The 20,275-nt window shown below is 73.6% G+C and carries 13 protein-coding genes; 5 read left to right on the top strand and 8 right to left on the bottom strand.

Annotated features, from left to right (window positions below; all coding sequences use genetic code 11):
* Nucleotides 1–143: 143 nt before the first annotated feature.
* The 6 genes from ACFQSB_RS05010 to ACFQSB_RS04985 all read right to left on the bottom strand — a co-directional run bounded on the left by ACFQSB_RS05010 (nt 144) and on the right by ACFQSB_RS04985 (nt 10,506).
* The gene (locus tag ACFQSB_RS05010) at nt 144–1,571 is read right to left on the bottom strand and encodes an MFS transporter (RefSeq protein ID WP_380824497.1); all 1,428 of its coding nucleotides are present in this window, start codon (nt 1,569–1,571) and stop codon (nt 144–146) included.
* Nucleotides 1,572–1,879: 308 nt separating this feature from the next.
* Entirely contained in the window at nt 1,880–3,061 is a 1,182-nt protein-coding gene (locus ACFQSB_RS05005; RefSeq protein WP_380824496.1) for a VWA domain-containing protein, read from the bottom strand.
* Between the two features lie 119 nt (nt 3,062–3,180).
* Nucleotides 3,181–5,415, bottom strand: coding sequence for a DUF5682 family protein (locus ACFQSB_RS05000; protein WP_380824494.1), 2,235 nt, complete (start codon nt 5,413–5,415; stop codon nt 3,181–3,183).
* A gap of 325 nt (nt 5,416–5,740) precedes the next feature.
* On the bottom strand, nt 5,741–6,805 hold the full coding sequence (locus tag ACFQSB_RS04995; protein WP_380824493.1) for an ATP-binding protein: 1,065 nt from the start codon (nt 6,803–6,805) through the stop codon (nt 5,741–5,743).
* 348 nt (nt 6,806–7,153) lie between these two features.
* Nucleotides 7,154–8,764, bottom strand: coding sequence for a DUF5691 domain-containing protein (locus ACFQSB_RS04990; protein WP_380824492.1), 1,611 nt, complete (start codon nt 8,762–8,764; stop codon nt 7,154–7,156).
* Entirely contained in the window at nt 8,761–10,506 is a 1,746-nt protein-coding gene (locus tag ACFQSB_RS04985; RefSeq protein ID WP_380824491.1) for an SWIM zinc finger family protein, read from the bottom strand. Before ACFQSB_RS04985 ends, ACFQSB_RS04990 begins: the two co-directional genes overlap by 4 nt.
* An 87-nt stretch (nt 10,507–10,593) precedes the next feature.
* Between ACFQSB_RS04985 and ACFQSB_RS04980 the strand changes: the two genes are divergently transcribed.
* Together ACFQSB_RS04980 and ACFQSB_RS04975 are read left to right on the top strand one after the other, a co-directional pair.
* Nucleotides 10,594–10,947, top strand: coding sequence for a VOC family protein (locus tag ACFQSB_RS04980; protein WP_380824490.1), 354 nt, complete (start codon nt 10,594–10,596; stop codon nt 10,945–10,947).
* A gap of 56 nt (nt 10,948–11,003) precedes the next feature.
* Nucleotides 11,004–11,603 carry a cupin domain-containing protein gene (locus ACFQSB_RS04975; RefSeq protein WP_380824528.1) on the top strand — a complete coding sequence of 200 codons (600 nt, stop codon included), beginning with the start codon at nt 11,004–11,006 and terminating at the stop codon, nt 11,601–11,603.
* On the opposite strand, the gene ACFQSB_RS04970 is transcribed toward ACFQSB_RS04975, so the two are convergent.
* Nucleotides 11,590–12,501, bottom strand: coding sequence for a site-specific recombinase (locus ACFQSB_RS04970; protein ID WP_380824488.1), 912 nt, complete (start codon nt 12,499–12,501; stop codon nt 11,590–11,592). The genes ACFQSB_RS04975 and ACFQSB_RS04970 overlap by 14 nt on opposite strands.
* Before the next feature lie 303 nt (nt 12,502–12,804).
* On the opposite strand from ACFQSB_RS04970, the gene ACFQSB_RS04965 reads away from it, so the two are divergent.
* The 3 genes from ACFQSB_RS04965 to ACFQSB_RS04955 all read left to right on the top strand — a co-directional run bounded on the left by ACFQSB_RS04965 (nt 12,805) and on the right by ACFQSB_RS04955 (nt 17,066).
* Complete coding sequence (locus ACFQSB_RS04965) at nt 12,805–14,112, top strand: MFS transporter (protein ID WP_380824487.1); 1,308 nt, start codon at nt 12,805–12,807, stop codon at nt 14,110–14,112.
* 150 nt (nt 14,113–14,262) lie between these two features.
* Complete coding sequence (locus tag ACFQSB_RS04960) at nt 14,263–15,240, top strand: CHRD domain-containing protein (protein WP_380824485.1); 978 nt, start codon at nt 14,263–14,265, stop codon at nt 15,238–15,240.
* A gap of 284 nt (nt 15,241–15,524) precedes the next feature.
* Nucleotides 15,525–17,066, top strand: a complete 1,542-nt coding sequence (locus tag ACFQSB_RS04955) for an aldehyde dehydrogenase family protein (RefSeq protein WP_380824484.1) — start codon at nt 15,525–15,527, stop codon at nt 17,064–17,066.
* A 54-nt stretch (nt 17,067–17,120) separates the two neighbouring features.
* Here the strand turns inward: ACFQSB_RS04955 and ACFQSB_RS04950 are convergent, their stop codons facing one another.
* Complete coding sequence (locus ACFQSB_RS04950; protein WP_380824481.1) at nt 17,121–20,258, bottom strand: AAA family ATPase; 3,138 nt, start codon at nt 20,256–20,258, stop codon at nt 17,121–17,123.
* Nucleotides 20,259–20,275: the final 17 nt, after the last annotated feature.

Raw genomic sequence — 20,275 nt, 5'->3', positions numbered from 1 at the left:
CCGGGCCGCATCGCGACGCTGCGGGGCGACCCCTGCTCTGTCATGAGTCCTGGTCACATCATGACGCCGGGACGGCCCGGGCGGGTGATCGGCGGACCGGGCGGCGGTCAGGCCGGCCGGGACGCGGGGCGGCTGCGGGGCCGTCAGCGTCCGGTGCGGCCGGCGATCGGCGTGGCGAGGGCGGCCTGGGCGACGATCAGGCCGAAGCAGGCGAGGTACACCCACCAGGCGGTGTCGAACGCCGCGAACAGCGCGCCGGTGACGGCGATGGCGACGACCGAGAAGACCGACTCGCCGATCTGGAGCGAGGAGCTGTTCCTGCCCTCCTCGCCAGGGGCGGACAGCTCAAGGGTGAGGACCGACAGCGTCGGGTAGACCAGGCCGATGCCGAACCCGGTGGCCAGCCATGCGACCAGTCCGGCGGCGAGCGGCACGGAGTCGAAGACCAGCAACGCCGTGCCGGCGGTGCCGGCGGCGACCAGGAACGTCCCGACGCGCAGCAACCGCGTGCGGTCGTACCGGCGGCGCCCCTGGATCCAGGAGGCGAGTGACCAGGTCAGGGCCGACCCGGTGAGGAACAGGCCTGCGAAGGTGGGGCTCAGCCCGCGCTCGCCGGTCAGCATCAGCGGCACGAACACATCGGCGGCGAACGACGCCCCGGCGGCCAGGCCGCGCAGCAGCACCACCGTCGGGAACCCGCGCGCCGCGCGCATCGTGCCGCGGGGCAGCAGGCGCGGGAGGGCGACGGCGAGGACGGCGAGCCCCACGGCCAGCAGCACATAGCCGTCGCCGCCCAGACCGCTGCCGTACTGCAGCAGGGCCGCGCCGACGGCGACGACGCCGCCCCAGGCGAGCCGAGCACGAAAATCGGCGCCGGAGGGCGCGCCATGCGGCGCGTTCTGCGGGGCGGCCTGGGGCGCGACCTGGGGTGACGCGCCCTGCGGTGCGTCCTGTGGCCTGTCGGTGGCCGACCGTCCGGTCAGCCCGTGCCACAGCACGACGGCGGCCGGGGCCACCAGCAGCGGGATCCCCAGGAAGACCCACCGCCAGCCGGCGTGCTCCACCACGGTGCCGGTGATCGCCGGACCGACGATGGACGGCAGCACCCATGCCGTGGCCAGCAGGGAGAACACGCGGGGGTGCATCTCCGGCGGGTACACCTGCGCCACGACCACGTACAGCGCGACCGAGAACAGGCCGCCGCCGATGCCCTGTACGAACCGGCCCAGGACGAGGACGTGCATCGTGGGAGCGAGCCCGGCGATGAGCAGGCCCACGGTGAACCCGCCGATCCCCGTCCACAGCGGCGCGACCGGGCCGCGCACGTCGCTCCACCGGCCGCCCGCGACGGTGGCGATCACGCTGGCGGCCATCGACCCGCTGAAGGCCAGCCCGTAGAGCGGCAGCCCGTCGAGCGCGCGGGCGACCACCGGCATGGCCGTCGCCACCGCGAGGTACTCGAACGCGATGAGCAGCACGAGAGCGACGATGCCGGCGCTGAGTCCCCGGTACGGACGGCTGAACACGCCAGGCGGCGAGATGGGCGGAGATTCGATCACTGCTGAGGACACGCGCTCACCGTATGAGTCCGTCGCGTCCGCCACATCGGCCCCCTACCTAGGCCTTTCGCCCTAAGCCGGCCCTCCCGGCCCGCGTCACCCGAGGTGCGGCGGCTCCGGAACGGCCCGCCGGTCACGGCCCCGATCATGATTGAGCTTCTCAGTCTGTACGAGCGAATCAACAAAACTCACATACCATCCCAAAACGCTCCCATCCCGCAAAGTCCTTCTCACCCTCATCGCCCCCATAACCACGGCCACATCACCTCCCGACTCATGGCCCGTCACCACCGCATGGCGTCGAACCGGCGCGGTGGCCGTCAGGTCGCGCGGACCGACAGGGTGCGTTCGGCCCACTGGGCGATGTCCCGCCGTTCGATCGCCGCGGCCATCAGCCCGGGGAAGGCGTCCGGCGTGCACGCGAACGCGGGGACGCCCAGGGCCGCCAGCGCCTCGGCGTTGTCACGGTCGTAGTGCGGCTGACCCTCGTCGGACAGAGCGAGCAGGACGATGACCTGCACGCCGGCCGCCGTCATCGCGGCGACCCTGCGCAGCATCTCCTCACGCACCCCTCCCTCGTACAGGTCGCTGATGAGGATGAAGATGGAGTTCGCCGGACGGGTGATCAGCCCCTGGCAGTAGGCGATGGCCCGGTTGATGTCGGTGCCCCCGCCGAGCTGCGTGCCGAACAGCAGCTCCACCGGGTCGTGCAACTGCTCGGTGAGGTCCACCACGCTGGTGTCGAAGACCACCAGGGACGTGCGCAGCGACCGCATCGAGGCGAGCACCGCGCCGAAGACGCTGGAGTACACCACCGACGCCGCCATCGAACCGCTCTGGTCGATGCACAGGGTCACCTCGCGGATCACCGCGCGCTGCCGGCGGGCGTACCCGACCAGCCGGGACGGCACCACCGTGTTCCTGTCCGGCAGGTAGTTCTTCAGGTTGGCGCGGATCGTGCGGTTCCAGTCGATGTCGGCCACCCGGCGCGGGCGGTGCGTGCGGGCCGACCGGTCGAGCGCCCCGGCGACGGCGGTCCTGGTGCGCTGCGCCAGCCGCCGTTCGAGGTCCTCGACGACCTTGCGCACGACCGCGCGGGCGGACTGGCGAGCCGTCTCGGGCATGACCCGGTTGAGCGACAGCAGCGTGCCGACCAGGTGCACATCGGGCTCGACGGCCTCGAGCATCTCGGGTTCGAGCAGCAGGCGGGTGAGGTTGAGCCGTTCGATGGCGTCCTTCTGCATCACCTGGACGACCGTGGAAGGGAAGTAGGTGCGGATGTCGCCCAGCCAGCGGGCCACCCGCGGCGCCGAGGCGCCCAGCCCCGCACCGCGCGGGGAGTCGCCGCCCCCGCCGCGGCCGGACTCGCCCGAGCCGCGCCCTCCGTTGTAGAGCGCGGCGAGTGCGGCGTCCATCTGGGCGTCATCGCCGCCCAGCGCGCATCCGGTGCCGTCGGCGTCGCCGCCCAGCACCAGCCGCCATCGCCGTAACCGCTCATCCATGCCGATCTCCCTCCACCCGTCCGGCGTACCGTCATCTCCGGCGGCGGGCGTCCCGCGCCGGCTCCGGCTGCGGGCCGGAGTGCCAAGGGAAGTGGCACCCCGGCCCGCCGTCCGGCGCATCAGGCGCTCCCCAGGATGGAGAGCACGGTGTGCACGGCCGGGGCGGCGCGCTCCGCGTCCGCCTCGGGCGTGTTCGCCCTCTCGGACTCGCCGGAGGACACGCGCCCGCCGATGGCGCGGCGCTCGGGCGGGCTGAAGGCGGCGAACGTCCGCCGCAGCAAGGGGAGCACGTCCACGAACGCCTCGGCGGTGAGCCCTGTCAGCCACGCGTCGATCAGGCCGAGCAGGCCCGGGTCGTGGACCAGCAGCAGGCCGCTGCCCGACAGGAACCCCTCGACCCACGCCGCCGCCCGCGCGGGCGGGTTGCCGGCCGACATCGAACGGGACATGCGCCGCGCGACCTCCTCGGTCGCGATCGTGCCGGCGTCGAGCAGGATGCGGGTCAACCGGCCGGCGATCAGCCCGTGCAGGTCGCGCCGCTCGGCGACGCCGCGCAGCGCGGCCAGCCAGCCCTGCCTGCGCGACTCCAGCAGGCCCACCGCCGCGTGGACGGCGTCCACATGGCCGAGCACTTCCCGGGCCGCGTCGTCGTCCAGCCCGGTGACCGCGGCCGGGAGTCCCGCGCAGATGCGGCCGAGCAGGGACTCCACGATGACCGACAGGCCGGCGGCCGGGGTGCCGCGGACATCGCCGTAGCGCTGGGCGCGCACCAGGGCCGGCAGCGCCGCCATCAGGTGGGTGACGTCACTGTCCAGCGCCGCCCTTGCGGAGATGGACGTGAGGACGTCGGGAAGAGCCTCCGGCAGGTCGGCGAGCAGACACCGTTCGGCCACCCCGGTCAGGTCCGCCAGCGTGACCGCGGGCCGCGCGGCGGAGCCGGCGCTCGGCGCGGCGTGCCGGGCCGTCCGCACCGTGCCGAGGTCGACCAGTTCGCGCACCCGCGCGGTGGCCGCCGCCGGGACGGTGGTGCCGTACGCGCCCGCCTCGATGAGGTCGATGTCGAACTCCGGGAGCCACCGCAGTGTCCACGACTCGCGGAAGGTGCCCTTGCCACGCGACGCGCGCGCGGCCCCCCAGGGAACGCCGATCAGGCCGAGCCGGTGCAGCAGGCGGCTGCGTTCGAGGTCGAGCGGCTTGCGCAGGTCGAGGTCGAGGTCGCGTTCGAGCGCCTCGGGGTCGAGCTTCAGCCGCCGCTGCCGGTCGCGCAGGTCGCGTTGGAGCGGAACCATCGGAGTGTCGTCGGGGACGTGGCCGAGGCGTTCGCCGACGACCATGCGCCGCTGGATGAGCTCCACCGGCAGTTCGTCGCCCTCGCAGAGCACCGCCCTGACCGCCTCGGTGACCTCGCTCAGCCCGGCCAGCGGGCGGCCCCGGACGACGGCGAGGCTCTCGGCGAGCCGCACGGCCTCGATGACGTGGGCGGAGGAGACCGGAAGGTCCTCCTCGCGCAGCACCTGGGCGGCCGCCGCCAGCCACCGCTCGATCGGGCGGTCGGGCGCGCTGAACAGGTGGTCGTACCAGCCCGGCGAAGTGATGCCCGCGCCGTAGCCGCTCCAGGAGGCCAGACGGCCGTGCGTCCACGGAACCCAGGTCATCTCCACCTTGACCTTGGGCAGCCCGCGCAGGATGCGGTCGTCGGGCGCGGCGGGCCCCGGCTCGCGCAGCGCCGGCACGTGCCAGGCGCCGCAGACCACGGCGACGCGTCGGTGCCCCTCCTTGAAGGCGGCGCGGATCGTCCTGCGCATGTACGCCTCGCGCCGGGCCTCGTGCTCGTGCGGGGTGTACCCCTCTCTGACCGCGGCCATCGCGTCGGCGATCACCTCGAACGGGGTGTCACCGCCGCGGTGCTCCACGGCGTCCTCCCACCAACGCTCCGGATCGTCGTACCCGGCCGCCCGCGCCAGCTCCCCGATGGGATCCAGCCGCACCCCCTCCTCCGGTCTCCGATCGGCCTCGGGAGCGGTGTCCGGCTGTGGGGGGGCGGGGTGTTCGGCGAGGCTGTGGGCGGCGGGCAGGTCGCAGAAGCGGGCGGGGATGCCCGCGCGGGCCGCGTACCGGATGGCCTGCCATTCGGGTGAGAACCCGGCGAACGGCCAGAAGGCCGCCCTGGCCGGGTCGCCCGGCACGTGAGCGAGGAGGGCGACGGGCGGCTCCATGCCGGGATCGCCCGCCAGGGCGACCAGCGCGTCGGCCTCGGGCGGGCCCTCGATCAGCACGATGTCGGGGCGCAGTCTGTCCAACTCGGCGAGCACGGCCTTGGCGGAGCCCGGCCCGTGGTGACGGATACCGAGCACCGTGACCGCCGCCCCAGCCCCCACCCGCCGCCCACCGGCCTCCCGCCCCTCGGACGAACGCCCTGTGGCGCTCCGGCCATCGGTCACCTGGCCGATGCCGGAATCCTCGGCCTCGAGACCGGCATCGGCTTCGTCTTCCGCTCGACCCGCGACTCCGCCTTCGGCCGGAGCGACTGGAGGATCTTGGGCGGACACCGTGGAGGGGACCGCGGGCGCCGCGGCGGGCCCCTCGACCGCCTCGGCGATGGCCGGGGCCGGCTTCGCGGGTCGCCGAGCCGGCTCGCCGGTGGCCGGGACCAGGGGCGTCATGACGTGTGCGGGGGAATCAGGAGGCATCGCGGCAGGCCCGGTAGAAGTCGCGCCAGTCGGCGCGCTCGCGCACGACCGTCTCCAGGTACTCGTTCCAGACGACGCGGTCGGACACCGGATCTTGGATCACCGCGCCGACGATGCCCGCCGCCACGTCCGCGGCGCGCAGCACGCCGTCACCGAAGTGGGCGGCCAGCGCGATGCCGCTGGTCACCACGGAGATCGCCTCGGCGGTGCTGAGGGTGCCGCTGGGGGACTTCACCGTCGTGCGCCCGTCCGCCGTCATCCCTGAGCGCAGCTCACGGAACACGGTGACCACCCGGCGGATCTCTTCGAGCCCGGTGGGCGTCGGCGGCAGTTCCAGCGAACGGCCGAGCTGCGCCACCCGGCGGGACACGATCTCCACCTCCTCCTCGGCCGTGTTGGGCACGGGCAGGACGACGGTGTTGAACCGCCGCCGAAGAGCGCTGGACAGCTCGTTGACGCCGCGGTCGCGGTCGTTCGCCGTGGCGATGACGTTGAACCCGCGCGCGGCCTGGACCTCCTGGTTCAGCTCCGGGATCGGCAGCGTCTTCTCGGACAGGACGGTGATCAGCGCGTCCTGCACGTCTGAGGGCATGCGGGTCAGCTCCTCGACACGGGCGAGCCGGCCTTCGGCCATGGCGCGCATGACAGGGCTGGGCGTCAACGCCTCGCGCGAGGGCCCTTCGGCGAGCAGCCGCGCGTAGTTCCACCCGTACCTGATCGCCTCCTCGGCGGTGCCGGCCGTGCCCTGAACCAGGAGCGTGGAGTCGCCGCTGATCGCCGCCGCCAGGTGTTCCGACAGCCAGGTCTTGGCGGTGCCGGGGACGCCGAGCAGCAACAGTGCCCGGTCGGTGGCGAGGGTGGCGACGGCGACCTCGACGATGCGGCGCGGCCCGATGTACTTGGGCGTGATCTCCCGGCCGTCGCCGAGCAGGTAGGTGGTCACCGCCCAAGGCGAGAGCCGCCAGCCCGGCGGCCTCGGCCGGTCGTCGGACTTGGCCAGGATCGCCAGCTCCTCGGCATAAAGGTCTTCCGCATGCGGACGCAGGACGGTCATGTCGGCTTCAGCTCGCTTCCGCGTAGTCGGCCAGATCGAAGATGGGGGTCAGAGGACGAACCGGTCGCGCCGCCACCGCGCCTCCGCGCGGCCGTCGCGGCGGGCCGACGGGATCACGTCCGCCTGCGCGCCGCGACCTCGCGGGTGGACGCGTCCCGCGTCCGTCCGTGGACAAGAAGATCGAAGGAGTGCACTCGACGCCCCCGCCCGCTGGAGGCGGGAGCGCATCAGAACGCTTCACGCGCGCTTCGCCCGGAGGCGAGATCGCGGAAGGAGGGTCGGCATGCCCCCCTTCGGGGAGACGGGGCAAGCCGGGCCGCGTGACGGGCCGGCGAGGCGGGACGAGATTCACGCGCCGGCCTCCAGTTCGGCGAGCATGTCGGAGCGGAAGCGCAGGGTGGCGGCGACCTCCTGGACCGGCGGTTCGAGGGACAGCCGCGCCGCTATCGGATGGAAGGCCGGGTCGACGCGCTCACCCGCCAGCCGCACCAGCTCGCCGAGGTTCCACGGCTGGCGTTCGACCGTGTCGAGGATCTTCTCCAGGACGGCCTTCGCCAGCGCCGCGCCCCACGGAGCGGGGACGCCACCGAGCATCATGATCAGCTGGCCGTCGACGGGCTGGTCGCGGACCAGCTCGGCGGCCTTGTCGGCGCGCTCGCCGGGAGGCAGGACGGCGAGCAGGTCGGTGAGCGGCTCCACGGCGAACAGCGCCCGCGCCCACGTGGCGTCGTTCTGCAGCACGGCGGCCCGCTCCCAGCCGAGCCTCACCTCTCTGGACCAGTCACCGTTGTTGAGGGCGACGATCTGCTTGGCCGTACGCCCGAAGTGGCCGGTCCAGAAGCCGAGCGGGGTGTGCGCGACGATCTGCTGGAGCCACCAGCTGCGCGGGCCCGTGCCGCCGGGCGCACGCGCGCGGACGCCGTCGCGTTCCATGGCGGCGTCACAGGAGGCGGGCGGCTCGGCGACGAGCCGGTCACCGGCCAGCCGCAGGCACCGGGCGGCCCGCTCGGCCATCCGGCGGCCGAGCCGGGAGTCGGGCAGCCGGGTGAGCAGGTCGGCCGCCTGGCCGCGGACCTCGCGCCGCCGATCGTCGAGCGCGGCCTCGAGGAACGGCTCGTCCGCCATCGACAACCCCTCGGCCAGGGCATGGACGAACGCGGCCCGGTCTTCCGGAGACTCCTCATCCCAGCTCCGCAGCAGGAGCGTGCGAGCGCCCACGGGGTCGGCCGTGCGCAGACTTCCCAGGTAGGACAGCCGATCGCCACGCGTGCCGAACTCCCAGAGAGGATGCGTCGGCACACTCACATCGTCCGGCCCCTCCCCCTCGCCACCCCCCATGCCCGACTCCGCAGGCCCTCCGGTCCCCTCAACGGCCGGCCCTCCACCCAGGCCCGGCGACCGGCCACCAGCCGGAGAGACGCCACCTGCCGGAGGTCCGCCAGGGGGTGGGGAGCCGACCGTGGCCGGTGGTCGGCCACCGGTGGCGGGCAGGTGGGCGGAGGCCTCTTCGAGGAGGTAGGCCCACGAGGGGTTGAGGGAGGCCAGCCAGCGCCCCCTGGCCCCGGCCAGCACGCCGATGGGAGGGCGCAGGAAGCGGTCGCGCGCCCCCTGGTCCAGAACCGAGGGGATGAGCTTCGACGGCAGGCGGTACCCCCGCGCGGCGGCGGCCTCCAGCCATTCGGGCAGTAGCCGGGGATGCTCACCGCCGAGGATGCGCGCGGCGCGCTCACCGGCCGCGCGCGGCACCAGTGGTTGCTCCTCGGGAGACGCGACGGGCAGCGGCTCGCCCCTGTGAAGCCGCTGTCCCGCCCGCGTGCCCGCCGTGTGCGCCGCCGCCTTGCCCAGCAGACCGGGCACGGGCCGCCGATCGGTGCCCACCAGCGCGGCCGACACCAACCGCTCCCACTCCTCCACGGTGATCACCACGCCGCCGCTCCCCCGCTCCTCAGCCGTACTCACAGGACCACCACCCGGTTCTCCTCGTCCCATGTCGTGAGGGGGCGCAGGCCGCGTGGCGTCCACTCGGCGGCGACGGTGACGGGCTCGCCCCCGGACACGGCCAGCAGCCGCCACGGGACGCCCACCGAGGCATGCAGCGGCATTCCGCCGAGTAGCCCCGGCCGCGCACCCCCCGGACCGTGCCACTCGTCCAGTGCGCCATGCCGGTCACCGTCCGGACTGTGCCGCTCGCTCTGTGAACCCTGCCGCTCACCCCCCGGGCCGCGTAGCTCACCCCTCGTGTCGTGGCGCTCACTCCCCGGGCCGTGCTCGTCGTCCCCCGGGTGCTGCCGGTTACCTCCCGGGCCGTGCCGGTCAGCCCCTGGGTTGTGTCGGTCATCCGGGGCCGGGGTGAGGTCGGCGAGGAGCCATCGGTCCGCGCGTCTGGCGGGGACGACATCGGTCAGCACGACGGGCCAGGACTCCAGCCACGGGTCGGCGGCGAGCGCGGCGGCCAGCTCGTCCAGCGCGGCACGCGCCCCGGTCCCGGGCGGGGGCCCGGACGGCGCCGCCTGGTGCCGGACGGCGACCAGCGCGCGCAGCGGGGCGGCGCCGGGATAGAAGGCCAGCTCGGCGTCCATGACGGTGCCGGTGACCAGCGAGGCGTCCAGGGCCTGACCGGGCGGAGCGAACGACAGCACCAGGGCGGAACGGCCACTGGTGCGCCCGCGCAGCCAGACCCGGCGTGAGACGAGACGGTCCTGCTCTTCGTCGCGTGAGCCGAGCACGTGCCAGTGGTCGCGCACGGCCGCCCCCGCCAGCACCTCCTCTCGGGAGGTGGGGAAACCCACCCGCGACCGGACGGTGTCACGAAGCGGCGCGGGAAGCTCGGGCGCGCGGCGGTAGCCGACCGCGAGCAGGTGGAGCAGGCCGTACTCGCCCAGGAGCCGGGCGGGCCAGTCTTCCTCGGCCAGCACGCGGGGCAGACGCGAGACGACGCCGGCGACACCGGGCGCCTGCGCGTCGACCAGCCGCCTGGTCAGCTCCTCCCACTGCGCCGGAGCGCTTTTCCGGGCCCCGGCCAAGCCTTGGCCGATCTGGTCGGCCAGCCATCGTTCGAGCTCGGACAGGCCCGCCGCCACCCGCCGCTCACGCTGGACGGCCCGCCGATCGGGCTCGCCGCCGTCGGCGGAACCCGGCCCGCCGTCCACGACACCCCGGGGTCCGCCGTCCGCGAGCCTCGTCCCCCCGTCGGCGAGCCCTGGTTCGCCGGGCTCTGCCTGCGCGCCGATGCCCTCACCGGCCGCGCCTTCGGTGTCGCCTGTGGGCGGGATCGCCGCGTGGCCGGGGCCCGAGCCGGAGCCGGCGTGACCGGCCGTCCCTGGGCCGGCGGTCGGGGTGCCGCTTCGTGGCGTGGCGGCCTTGGCGGCGCGGGTTCGGCGCTGCTCGAGCCACTCGGTGACCCAGTCGGGTGAGGCATCGGCGGACGGGACACCGTCGGCGGACCACAGCAGGAGCAGGCCGAGCGCGTGCTTGCACGGGAACTTGCGGCTCGGACAGGTGCAGCGGTAGGCGGGCTCGGCGAGGTCGACGCACGCGCGGTACGGCGTGGCGCCGCTGCCCTTGCACTCACCCCAGAGCACGTCGGGCGTCGCCCCCGTCGCCGGCCACTTCGCCGGCGTGCTCACGCTCTGCGCGCCCTTCTGGGAGGATGCGTCGGGGGCGAGCGCGAGCACTTGTTCACGGCTCCAACGTTCGATCACACCAGGCACATTAGCCACGGCCTCCGACAAAAACCGGGCCGCGCGAAAGGGCCGGAATACCTCCCGGACCAGGGGTACGGGAGCACCATGAGTCTTATCTGGGAGCAAGTGGTCATCGACTCGGCCGACCCGGTCGCGCTGGGCGAGTGGTGGGCGAAGGCGCTCGGCTGGGTCGTGGTCAACGACGCCGAGGACGAGTACGAGATCCGGCTGGCCGAGGACGTGCTGCCGGGCCTTCTCTTCGCCCCCGTGCCGGAGGAGAAGGCGGGCAAGAACCGGCTGCACCTGGACTTCCGCCCGGTCGACCAGCAGGCAGAGGTCGATCGCCTGCTGGCACTGGGCGCCCGCCGGGCCGACGTGGGGCAGGAGACGGTGCCGTGGGTGGTGCTCGCCGACCCCGAGGGCAACGAGTTCTGCGTCCTCGGCGAACGCGCGAGCTGAGCAGGGCACTGGTGTCGCGAGCCGAGCAGGGCACTAGAGTTCCGGCTGTGCTCGTGATGACGCTCGCCGCCTGTCCCGATGGTCCCGGTCTGGAGGCGGCCGATGACGACGATGCCCTCCGAGTCGCCAACGCGAGCCTGAACGGTCCGGAGCCGGTGGTGGCCGTGGACGACGACGGCGGGCTGCGGTTCCTGCGCCGGGACGTGTCGGGACGGTTCGTCGCGGTGCAGCGGCGCCCGCCGGTGGCCGAGGCGCTGGACCTGCTCCCCCACCCTGAGGGCGGGTGGTTCCGCGAGACGTGGCGGACCTCGGAAGGCTTCGAGCCGGCCGGGTACGGCGCGTTGCGGCAGAGCGCGACCGGCATCTACTTCCTGCTCCAGCCGGGCGAGGAGTCGGTGTGGCACGCGGTCCGGTCGGACGAGGTGTGGTTCTGGCACCGGGGCGGCCCGCTGACCCTCGTGCTCGGCGGTGACGGTGACCGGCCGGCGGCGGGGCGGGAGATCACGCTCGGCCCTGCGGTGGAGCGGGGTCAGGTGCCGCAGGCCCTGGTGCCGGCGGGCACCTGGCAGGCGGCACGCCCGGCCGGCGCCGAACAGGTGCTGGTGAGCTGCGTGGTCTCTCCCGGCTTCGACTTCGCCGACTTCACGGCCCTGTGACCTCGTGCCCGTCCGGCCTGAGGGATGTGCGCGCGGGCCGCTGCCGGTGGGCCGCCCCCGCCGAGCGCAGCTGGCGGAGCGTCCAGCCGTGGCCGGTGGGGGTGAGCGGGACGGTGGCGGCGGTGAACACCTCGGCCGCGCGCCGGTAGGACAACCGGCCGCGGCCGGTCACGGGGCAGCGGTCGTGCTCGGGCGTGCCGGGGGCCGCGCGGCGCCGCGTCAGCAGCAGCGGGCCTGTGGTGCGGCCGAGCAGGAGCAGCCGCAGCAGCCGCGCCGTGCCGGGGCCCCAGCGCAGTGACGGGGAGTCCCTGACGCGCCGCCGCGCCAGGTCGAGGTCGTCGACGTCGAGGGCGAGCACGCGTTCCACGGTGGCCGAGGTCTCGTACAGCAGGCGCCAGCAGGCCTGTTCGCGCAGGTCGGCCGGCAGGCCGAAGATCTGCGCCACCTGCTCCGGGGTGAGCACCGCGAGCGCGGCCGCCGGCGCCGCGGGAGACCGGAGCCGGGCGCCCGCGACGTGCAGCGGATCGCCGTCGATCCAGCCGCGCACGCGCCACCACGCGAGGGCTCCGCGCAGGATCGACAGCTCGCGCCCGACGGTGCGCGGGTCGGCGCTCGCGGCGCGCTCGTCCAGCGCCGAACGCAGGCGCAGCGCGGTGGCCGGGGCGTCCAGCAGGGCCAGCGGCACGATGGGCGGGACGGCGCCGCGGCGCGCCCTCCCCCGCGGCGGGGTCCTGCCGACGAGCGCCCAGGCCCAGGTGGCCAGCGCGATGCGGTAGACCCGCCGCGACGCCTCTCCCAGCCGGAGCGTGGCCAGATAGTGGTCGATCGCGACGGCGTACTCGACGGGCGGCGGGGATGTGGTCACATCGCCCTCGCCACCGTGCGTGCTCGGGTGCACGACGTGTCGCCTCCCTCTCGCCCGCCACGGGCGGTGCCGAGGTGGCGTCGCTTCGCCACCTCGTTGCCGAATGCACGAAACCGCAGTAAAACATCGCCGACCGGCATCTTCGAGACGAGCACTGCCGCAGTAAAAGACCTGTCGGACGACCGTCGGCGGTCGAAGTCTAGCCGGACGGATCATCAGGTCAATGGTGTTACGTCGAGAGCGGATGCGTCGCTGACAGATGATGCAGTAAAGGGACTCAACTTCTCTCAGCCGAACCGTTGCATGGCGTGATGCCCACCGCGCAGGGTGAGGGGCATGGTCGGGAGAAGGCTTCGGCGGCGCATGGCCGCGCCGGCTCATCGGGATCTGTGGCTGTTCTTCGTCGGCGAGGCCACCTCGCTGCTCGGTTCGGCGATGGCGTCGCTGGCCCTGGCCTTCGCCTTGCTCGGCGGCGGGGGCACGCAGTCGGAGCTGGGATACGTCATGGCCGCCCGCATCGTCCCCATGGTCGTGCTCATGCCGTTCGCCGGAGTCGTCGCCGACCGGGTGGGCCCGCGGCGCGTCATGGTGAGCTCGGACGTCCTGCGCTGTGTCACCCAGGCGATCCTGGCCGTGCTGCTGCTCGCCGGACGTCCGCCCCTGTGGGCTTTCGTCGCGCTCGTCACGGTGTGGGGGGCCGGGGAGGCGTTCTTCATGCCGGCACGGGGCGCCCTCATCCCGCGGGTCGCCGCCGGCGGTGACCGGTACGCGGGCAAGCTGCGGGACGCGAACGCGCTCGCGGGCCTGGCGCAGTCCCTGGCGTCGGTGAGCGGCCCGGCGCTCGCCGGGGTCGCCGTGGCGGCGCTGGGCCCGGGAGCGGTGGTCGCCCTGGACGCGGGCACGTACGCGGTGAGCGCCGTCGCGCTCATGCTCCTCCGCCTGGCCGGCCCCGGTCCCCCACCGGTGCCGGCCATGCGAGGAAGGGCGATCGGGGAACTGGCGGAGGGGTGGCGGCACTTTCGCGCACACTCCTGGCTCTGGGTCACGACCCTGCAGTTCACGCTGTTCAACATGCTCGTGTGGGCGCCGTTCCTGGTGCTCGGGCCCGTCGTCGCGCAGGAGCGGCTGGGCGGGGCCGGGGCGTGGGGGCTGATCATGGCGTGCTACGGCGGCGGGGCCGTGGGAGGAGGGCTCGCCATGATGGGCGGACGGGCGGTGCGCCGCCCCCTCCTGGTCGCGACCGTCGCCACCTTCGGCTGGGCTCTGCCGTCGGGCGCGATCGCCGCCGGGGCGCCGGTCGCGGTGATCGCGACCGGCGCGCTGGTCGCGGGCGCCGGCTCCGCGGTGTGCGGCACGCTCTATGCGACGACCAACCAGCGGTACCTGCCGGCGGGGGTGCTCGCGCGGGTCACCTCTCTGACCGGTGTGGGGGCGTTCGTCCTCGGCCCCGTCGGGCTGGCCGTCGCGGGTCCGGCGGCCTCGGCCGCCGGGGTGACCGGCGTGCTGGCCTTCGGCGCGGTCTGGCAGGCGGTCGCCTGCTGCGTCGTCCTCGCCGTTCCCGGCGTGCGCGGCCTGCCCGCGGCCCCGGCCGGGGTGGAGGACGCCGATGCCGCCGCGACCACCGAAGAGGCCGCGCGGGTCTGACCGAGGGTGGGATTGTAGCGGCTTATGTCCTATTTGTTCGGTGATGCGAATGAGTAAATGTGCACATTCGACAGGCAATCCAACAGTGGCTCACCCGCGAATGAAGGGGGCAAGCACCGCAACCGAGCAGTGACATGAGAGGTACCGGAAATGAACAAGACCCTCGCTCTTCCGGGCGTCGTCCTGGCCGCCGGGCTGGCGGCGGCGGCCCTCGCGCCGTCGGCGGCCCAGGCGGCGCCGCGGTCCGCGAGCGCCGGGACCGCCGCCGCACCGGCCTCCGCCTCGGCGGCCCCGGCGGCGGCGGTCTCGTCGGACGCCTACTTCGTCGGGCATCTGACCGGCCGCAACGAGGTCCCGGTCAAGGGCGGGCCCGCCGTCGGGGACAAGAACGGCGCCGCTCTCGTCGCTCTGCGGGTCAGCGGCGACCGCGTCACCTACGCCGTCCGGTGGGAAGGCATCGCCGTCCCCACCGCGTTCCACATCCACAAGGGCAAGGCGGGCGTCAACGGCGACGTCAAGATCCCGTTCTTCGGGGAAGCCCTGCCGGGCAGCGCCCGCGCCGTGGCCGGCACGGTGAAGGCCGACCGGGGGCTGCTGGCCTCGATCAAGGCGAGCCCGTCGAAGTTCTACCTCAACGTGCACACCGGCGAGTTCCCCGGCGGCGCGGTACGCGCCCAGCTCAAGCGGGTGTCGCACCCCATCGACCTGGCCGGCGTCCTCGCGCGGGACACCCACACGCGGCTGCACTCGGAGGGCAGCGGCGCGCAGGAGGTCCGTGAACCGGGCAAGAAGGTCGGAGACCCCGACGGCGCCTCGCAGTGGCTGGTCGGCGTCAAGGGTTCCAAGCTGTACTACGCCACCGTCTGGACCCGGCTGGACCCGGTCACCAACGGGCACATCCACCGCGGCAAGAGGGGGAAGAACGGCCCGGTGGTCGTGGACCTGTTCGCCGACGCCAACGGCCTGCCCGCGGGCGTGTACGGCATCGCGGGCGTCGCGCCGGTGAAGGGCGACATCGCCAGGGGCATCGTCAAGACGCCGAAGAACTGGTACACCAACCTGCACACCACCGGGTTCCCCGACGGCGCCGTACGCGGCCAGCTCCACTCCGACCACGGCTCCTGGTGACCCCCGAGGCCCCCTGGACGCTCCACGGAGCCGGAACCTCCCGATGACCCCGGAAGTCCTCTGGTGACCCCGGACGCTGGAAGATCTTCCGGTCCCCCGCGGTCTCCGCGGACCCTCACCGCCCCGCCCGCCGTGCGTCCTCGTGCGGCGGGCGGTGGCGTTCCAGGACGTCGCGGACGCGGCCGGCGGGTCCGGCGAGGCCCGCGCGGGAGGGCGGCGCGAGTTGGGGAATGACTGGTCAGGCGGAACAATGGCAGGCAAGCGCCCATGCGAGGAGGTCAACGGTGACCCGCCAGATCGTCTCCGTCGTCGGTGGCAAGGCCGCCGAGGACGCCAACGCCTCGACCTACGACTCGGTGAACCCCGCCAGGACGGCCGAGACCGTGGCGAGCGTCCGGCTCGCCGGCGCCGCGACGTTCGCGTGGGCGTGCAGCGTGGCCTCGGCGGCGCAGCGCGAGTGGGCGCGGGTGCCCGCGCCGGTCAGGGGGCGGGTCATCGCCTCCATCGGCCGGCTGGTCGAGGCCAACGCCGAGACGCTGGCCAGGCTGGTGACCGACGAGATCGGCAAGCCGTACGCCGAGGCCATGGGCGAGGTCCGCGAGATCGTCGACACGTGCGACTTCTTCCTCGGCGAGGGCCGGCGGCTGTACGGCCAGACGGTCCCGTCGGAGATGCCGGACAAGAGCCTGTTCACCTTCCGGACGCCGGTCGGGGTGGCCGCGGTGATCACGGCCGGCAACTTCCCGGTGGCGGTCCCGAGCTGGTATCTGGTGCCGGCGCTGCTGTGCGGCAACAGCGTGGTGTGGAAGCCCGCCGAGTACGCCTCCGCCTCCGCGCACGCGCTGTACCGGCTGTTCGCGGCGGCGGGCCTGCCCGACGGGGTGCTGAACCTGGTGTTCGCCGACGGGGCGACGACCTTCGCCGGGCTCGACCAGGCACTGACGGAGGGCACGGTGCAGAAGGTCGGCTTCACCGGGTCGACGGCCGTGGGCCGCGAGATCGGCGCGCTGTGCGGGCGCCATCTGCAGTCGCCGTGCCTGGAGCTGGGCGGCAAGAACCCCATGGTGGTCATGCCGGACGCCGACCTCGACCTCGCCGTGGAGGGGGCGCTGTTCTCGGGGTTCGGCACGGCCGGGCAGCGCTGCACGTCCCTGGGCACCGTCCTGGTGCACCGGTCGGTGCACGAGGAGTTCGTCGGCCGGTACGCCAGGGCCGTGGCCAAGGCCACGGTCGGCGACCCCACCGGTGAGGTGCTGTACGGCCCGATGCTCGACCACCGGTTCGCCGAACGCTACGAGCACTACCTCGGCTGGGTGGAGCCGCACCACACGGTGGTCACCGGGCCGACCGGCCGCATCACCGCCGACAATCCCCGGGGCGGCTTCGACGGCGCGGGCGGCCTGTACTACCACCCGGTGGTCGTGGACGGGGTGCGTCCGGGCGACCGGCTGTTCATGGAGGAGACCTTCGGGCCGATCGTCGGCGTCACCGCGTTCGGCGGACTGGACGAGGCGATCGAACTGGCCAACCGGCCGGGGTACGGGCTGTCGTCGTCGATCTACACCACCGACCCGGCGGCGGCGTTCCGCTTCCGGTCGGGCATCGGCGCGGGCATGGTCAGCGTCAACAACTCCACCTCCGGCGCCGAGGCCCACCTGCCGTTCGGTGGCAACGGCAAATCGGGCAACGGCAGCCGGCAGTCGGGCCAGTGGGTGCTCGACCAGTTCACCCGCTGGCAGGCGATGAACTGGGACTATTCGGGCCGTCTGCAGAAGGCGCAGATGGACGTCGCCGAGATCATCCCCGACCTGGAGTTCCGCCTGTGACCCTCGGAGCGCGCGGTGTCACGGCCGGAGGTCTTCAGGGGCAGGCCGGTGATGTCAGGGCGCGCCGGGGCCGCCTCGCCCGTCGTAGCCGAGCAGGCGCATGGCCGTCTCGGGGTCCATCGCGGCCGCCAGCAGTTGCGCGCGCTCGGTGGCCCGGTCTCTGGCCTCCTCGGCCCTGGCCCGGGTCGCCTGCTGGGCCCTGAGCATGACGAACGCGAGCACCCCGCAGACGATCAGCAGGCCGATCAGGACGACCAGCCCGGCCACCAGGTTGGTGGAGGAGAGCGCGGAGACGTCCGCGCCCATCGCGGGCGCGCCGCCGAACAGGGCCAGGCCGGCCAGGACGAACACCACCAGGGCGACGGCGGCGGCCAGCGCGATGAGGACGGGACGGATCCGCCGGGCCTTGACGGCGGGCGGTTCCATGCCGTGCTGCGACCCCGGGCCCGGGCCGGAGCGCGGGCGGTCGGGGCTCCAGGGGATGAACTCCGGCGACCCGGCCGAGCCGGGCACCGCCTGACCCCCGGGCACGACCTGACCCCCGGACACCGCCTGACCCCCGGGCACCGCCTGACTTCCGGGTGCGCGCGCCGAACCGTTCCCGGCCGCCGAGCCGTTGCCCGTTCCCGAGCCGTTGCCGGGTGCCGCGATCAGCCCCGTTCCCTCACCGGTCACCGCACCCGGGCCGTCGCCGGTTCCCGGCCCGGCGGGCCCGTGCCCCTCGCCCGGAGCGTGCGGCATCAGGGTGGGCGTCGCGGTGCCGGTGTACGGAAGCAGCCGGCCGGCGATGACCGGCACGGGCGGTTCGGGCACGCGGGGGCGGGGCAGCGCCGTGGTGACGCGGCTGTGCGTGCGGTGCGCGTCGGCGGCCACCTCGTGGTAGGCCTCGATCTCCTCGAAGAACGCGTCGGAGCCGTAGTCCGCGCCGTCGATCAGCGGCCCCCGGGTGCACTCGATGACCGCGACGACGTCGTCGCCGTTGAGGGTCTTGTGCTGCTCGAGGGCGTGGGCGACGCAGAGGATCTCACGGCGGTTGGCCCGCAGCAGGTCCTCGGTCTTCTTCAGCAGCCTGGCCAGGTTGAACTCGATGCGCTCGGCGAGCATGTCGGGGGTGAGGTGGTCGCGGCGCCCGCCGGGCTCCTGGGTGTAGCCGATGCCGCCTCCGCCGCCGGCGGGCGGCGCGGCCTTGCCGTCGCGGATGCCGAGCTGCTGGAGCGCGGGCAGGGAGGCCACGCCGACGCCCATGCCCCAGTACGCCTCCATGAGCCCGGTGACCATGGTGGCGCTCTCGAGGTCCCCGGAGACGCCCGAGGAGTTGTCCTCCCCGAAGAACATGCGCTCTCCGGCCAGCGAGGCGAGCGAGACCATGATGTCGGCCTCGTACTCGCTGCGCCATCGGGTGAACTGGTCCTCGGGCTTGATGCTGGACACCATGCCGAGGTAGTCCGAGCCCTTCTCGATGGTGGCCAGGTCGATCTCCAGGTGCTGGCGGGTGCGGTAGGCGGCCACGGCGTGGCAGGCCTCGTGCACCGCGACGGCGTGGCGTTCGCGCTCGATGTACTCGACGTCCTCGGGCGGGCCGAGCTGCTTGAGCCGCTTGGCCGTCAGGACGTCGGCCCAGGTGATGACATCGCGCCCGCCCCGGATGGCGGTGATCAGCGACTCGTTGACCAGGTCCTTGATGGTGGCGCCGGTGGCGTAGGGGGTGATCGTGGCGAGCTTGTCGAGCTGTTCGGCGGTGAGCTCGTGCCGGACCTTTTCGAAGTAGCCCTGGTAGGTGCGCACGCGCCCGGCCTTGGAGGGGTAGCCGACCTTGTAGATGCGGTCGATGCGGCCGGGCCGCAGCAGCGCCTCGTCCAGCGAGTTGGGCATGTTGGTGGCCATCATGACCAGGATGCGGTACTTGGGCGGCGGCTTGGGCCGCATGCCGAGCAGCCGCCGCACGTAGCGGTTGAGGAAGCCGCGCGGCTTCTTCAGACCCGACAGCTCGGTCAGCAGCGCCTGCAGGGTGCCCTGGTCGCCGCTGCCCATCATGCCGCCCATGGGGCTGACGACCCGGTCGCGGCCGGGCGCGGGCGCCTCGGCCCGGGACGGCCCGAGCGCCTGGCGGGTCAGCTCCGCGCGGGTGTTCTCCGACAGGTAGCCGAACCCGTGGCAGCCGTCGGTGCGGAACGGCGCCGCGGGCGAGAAGCCGGCCGACCCGGGAGGCGCCTGCTGGGCGAGCGCGCCGCGCCGTCCGAGCGAGTCGGCCTCGTCGAAGAAGACGATGACGCCGCCGTATCGCAGGGCGAGCTTGCGCAGCTTGCGGAACAGCGACTTCACCTTCAGGATGCCGATGCCCATGAACATGTTGATGAAGGCGCCCGGGTCGACGAAGACGTAGGGCCGGCCGGTCTCGCCGGCGACGGCCTCGGCCATCAGGGTCTTGCCGGTGCCGGGCGGTCCCCACAGCAGCAGGCCGCTCGGCACGTAGCCGCCCTTGGCCTCGATCTCGTCGGGCTTCTCCAGGAAGACGATGTTCTCCTTGACCCGCTCGACGACGTGGTCCTGTCCCCACACGTCGGAGAAGCGGGTCTTGATGTCGTCGGGGAAGTAGGTCTCGACGCCGCCTCTGGACATGAACCAGAACAGGCCGACGAACTGGACGATGACGAAGAAGAACCCGAACGCGAGCTGCAGCCCGTAGGGGAGCACCTGCCACAGCAGGGCGGGGGCCTGGAACAGGGCCAGGGCGGGCGAGACGTCGAGCACCTGGCCGAGCACCAGCGCCAGGACCGCGATCCAGAACAGCCACTTCAGCGCCCGGGCGATGCGGTAGCGGTTCCAGTCGCTGAACCGGCGGCGGCTCCACCGGTCGAACCCGCCGAACACCCGCACCGTCCACAGGCGGTGGTAGCGGGGCGAGCGCTCGCTGACCAGGAAGTGCACCTGGCGCAGGACCTCCAGGCCCATCAGGGCCATGATGATCTGTCCGGTGCGGTCCGCCGCCATGACCCGCACGGCATCGCCGAACGGCATGATGCCCTCGTACTCCGCCATGGTGTGCCACACCAGGACGAAGAAGGCGAGCGTCAGCACGAACAGGAACTTGACGCGGTCCCAGAACGGCATGGTGCCCCTGCCGAGGTCGGCGGGGCCGGAGTCCGGAGCGCGAAGGCCCATGGGCCGGTCAGGGGCGGGGGCTTGGTTCATCGGGGCTCCTCACCCGG

This window comes from Sphaerisporangium rhizosphaerae (assembly GCF_042665155.1).
In the GTDB taxonomy this organism is placed as follows: Bacteria; Actinomycetota; Actinomycetes; order Streptosporangiales; family Streptosporangiaceae; genus Sphaerisporangium; species Sphaerisporangium rhizosphaerae.
Note: the sequence above shows the minus strand (reverse complement) of the source record. Positions and strands in the feature narration are given on the sequence as shown.

What these genes read in the sequence shown, in the direction of transcription:
- ACFQSB_RS04980 (WP_380824490.1), top strand. Translation starts at nt 10,594, where the DNA reads ATGAGTCTTATCTGGGAGCAAGTGGTCATCGACTCGGCCGACCCGGTC.
- ACFQSB_RS04960 (WP_380824485.1), top strand. Translation starts at nt 14,263, where the DNA reads ATGAACAAGACCCTCGCTCTTCCGGGCGTCGTCCTGGCCGCCGGGCTG.
- ACFQSB_RS04950 (WP_380824481.1), bottom strand. Translation starts at nt 20,258, where the DNA reads ATGAACCAAGCCCCCGCCCCTGACCGGCCCATGGGCCTTCGCGCTCCG.
- ACFQSB_RS05005 (WP_380824496.1), bottom strand. Translation starts at nt 3,061, where the DNA reads ATGGATGAGCGGTTACGGCGATGGCGGCTGGTGCTGGGCGGCGACGCC.
- ACFQSB_RS04995 (WP_380824493.1), bottom strand. Translation starts at nt 6,805, where the DNA reads ATGACCGTCCTGCGTCCGCATGCGGAAGACCTTTATGCCGAGGAGCTG.
- ACFQSB_RS04965 (WP_380824487.1), top strand. Translation starts at nt 12,805, where the DNA reads ATGGTCGGGAGAAGGCTTCGGCGGCGCATGGCCGCGCCGGCTCATCGG.
- ACFQSB_RS04975 (WP_380824528.1), top strand. Translation starts at nt 11,004, where the DNA reads ATGACGCTCGCCGCCTGTCCCGATGGTCCCGGTCTGGAGGCGGCCGAT.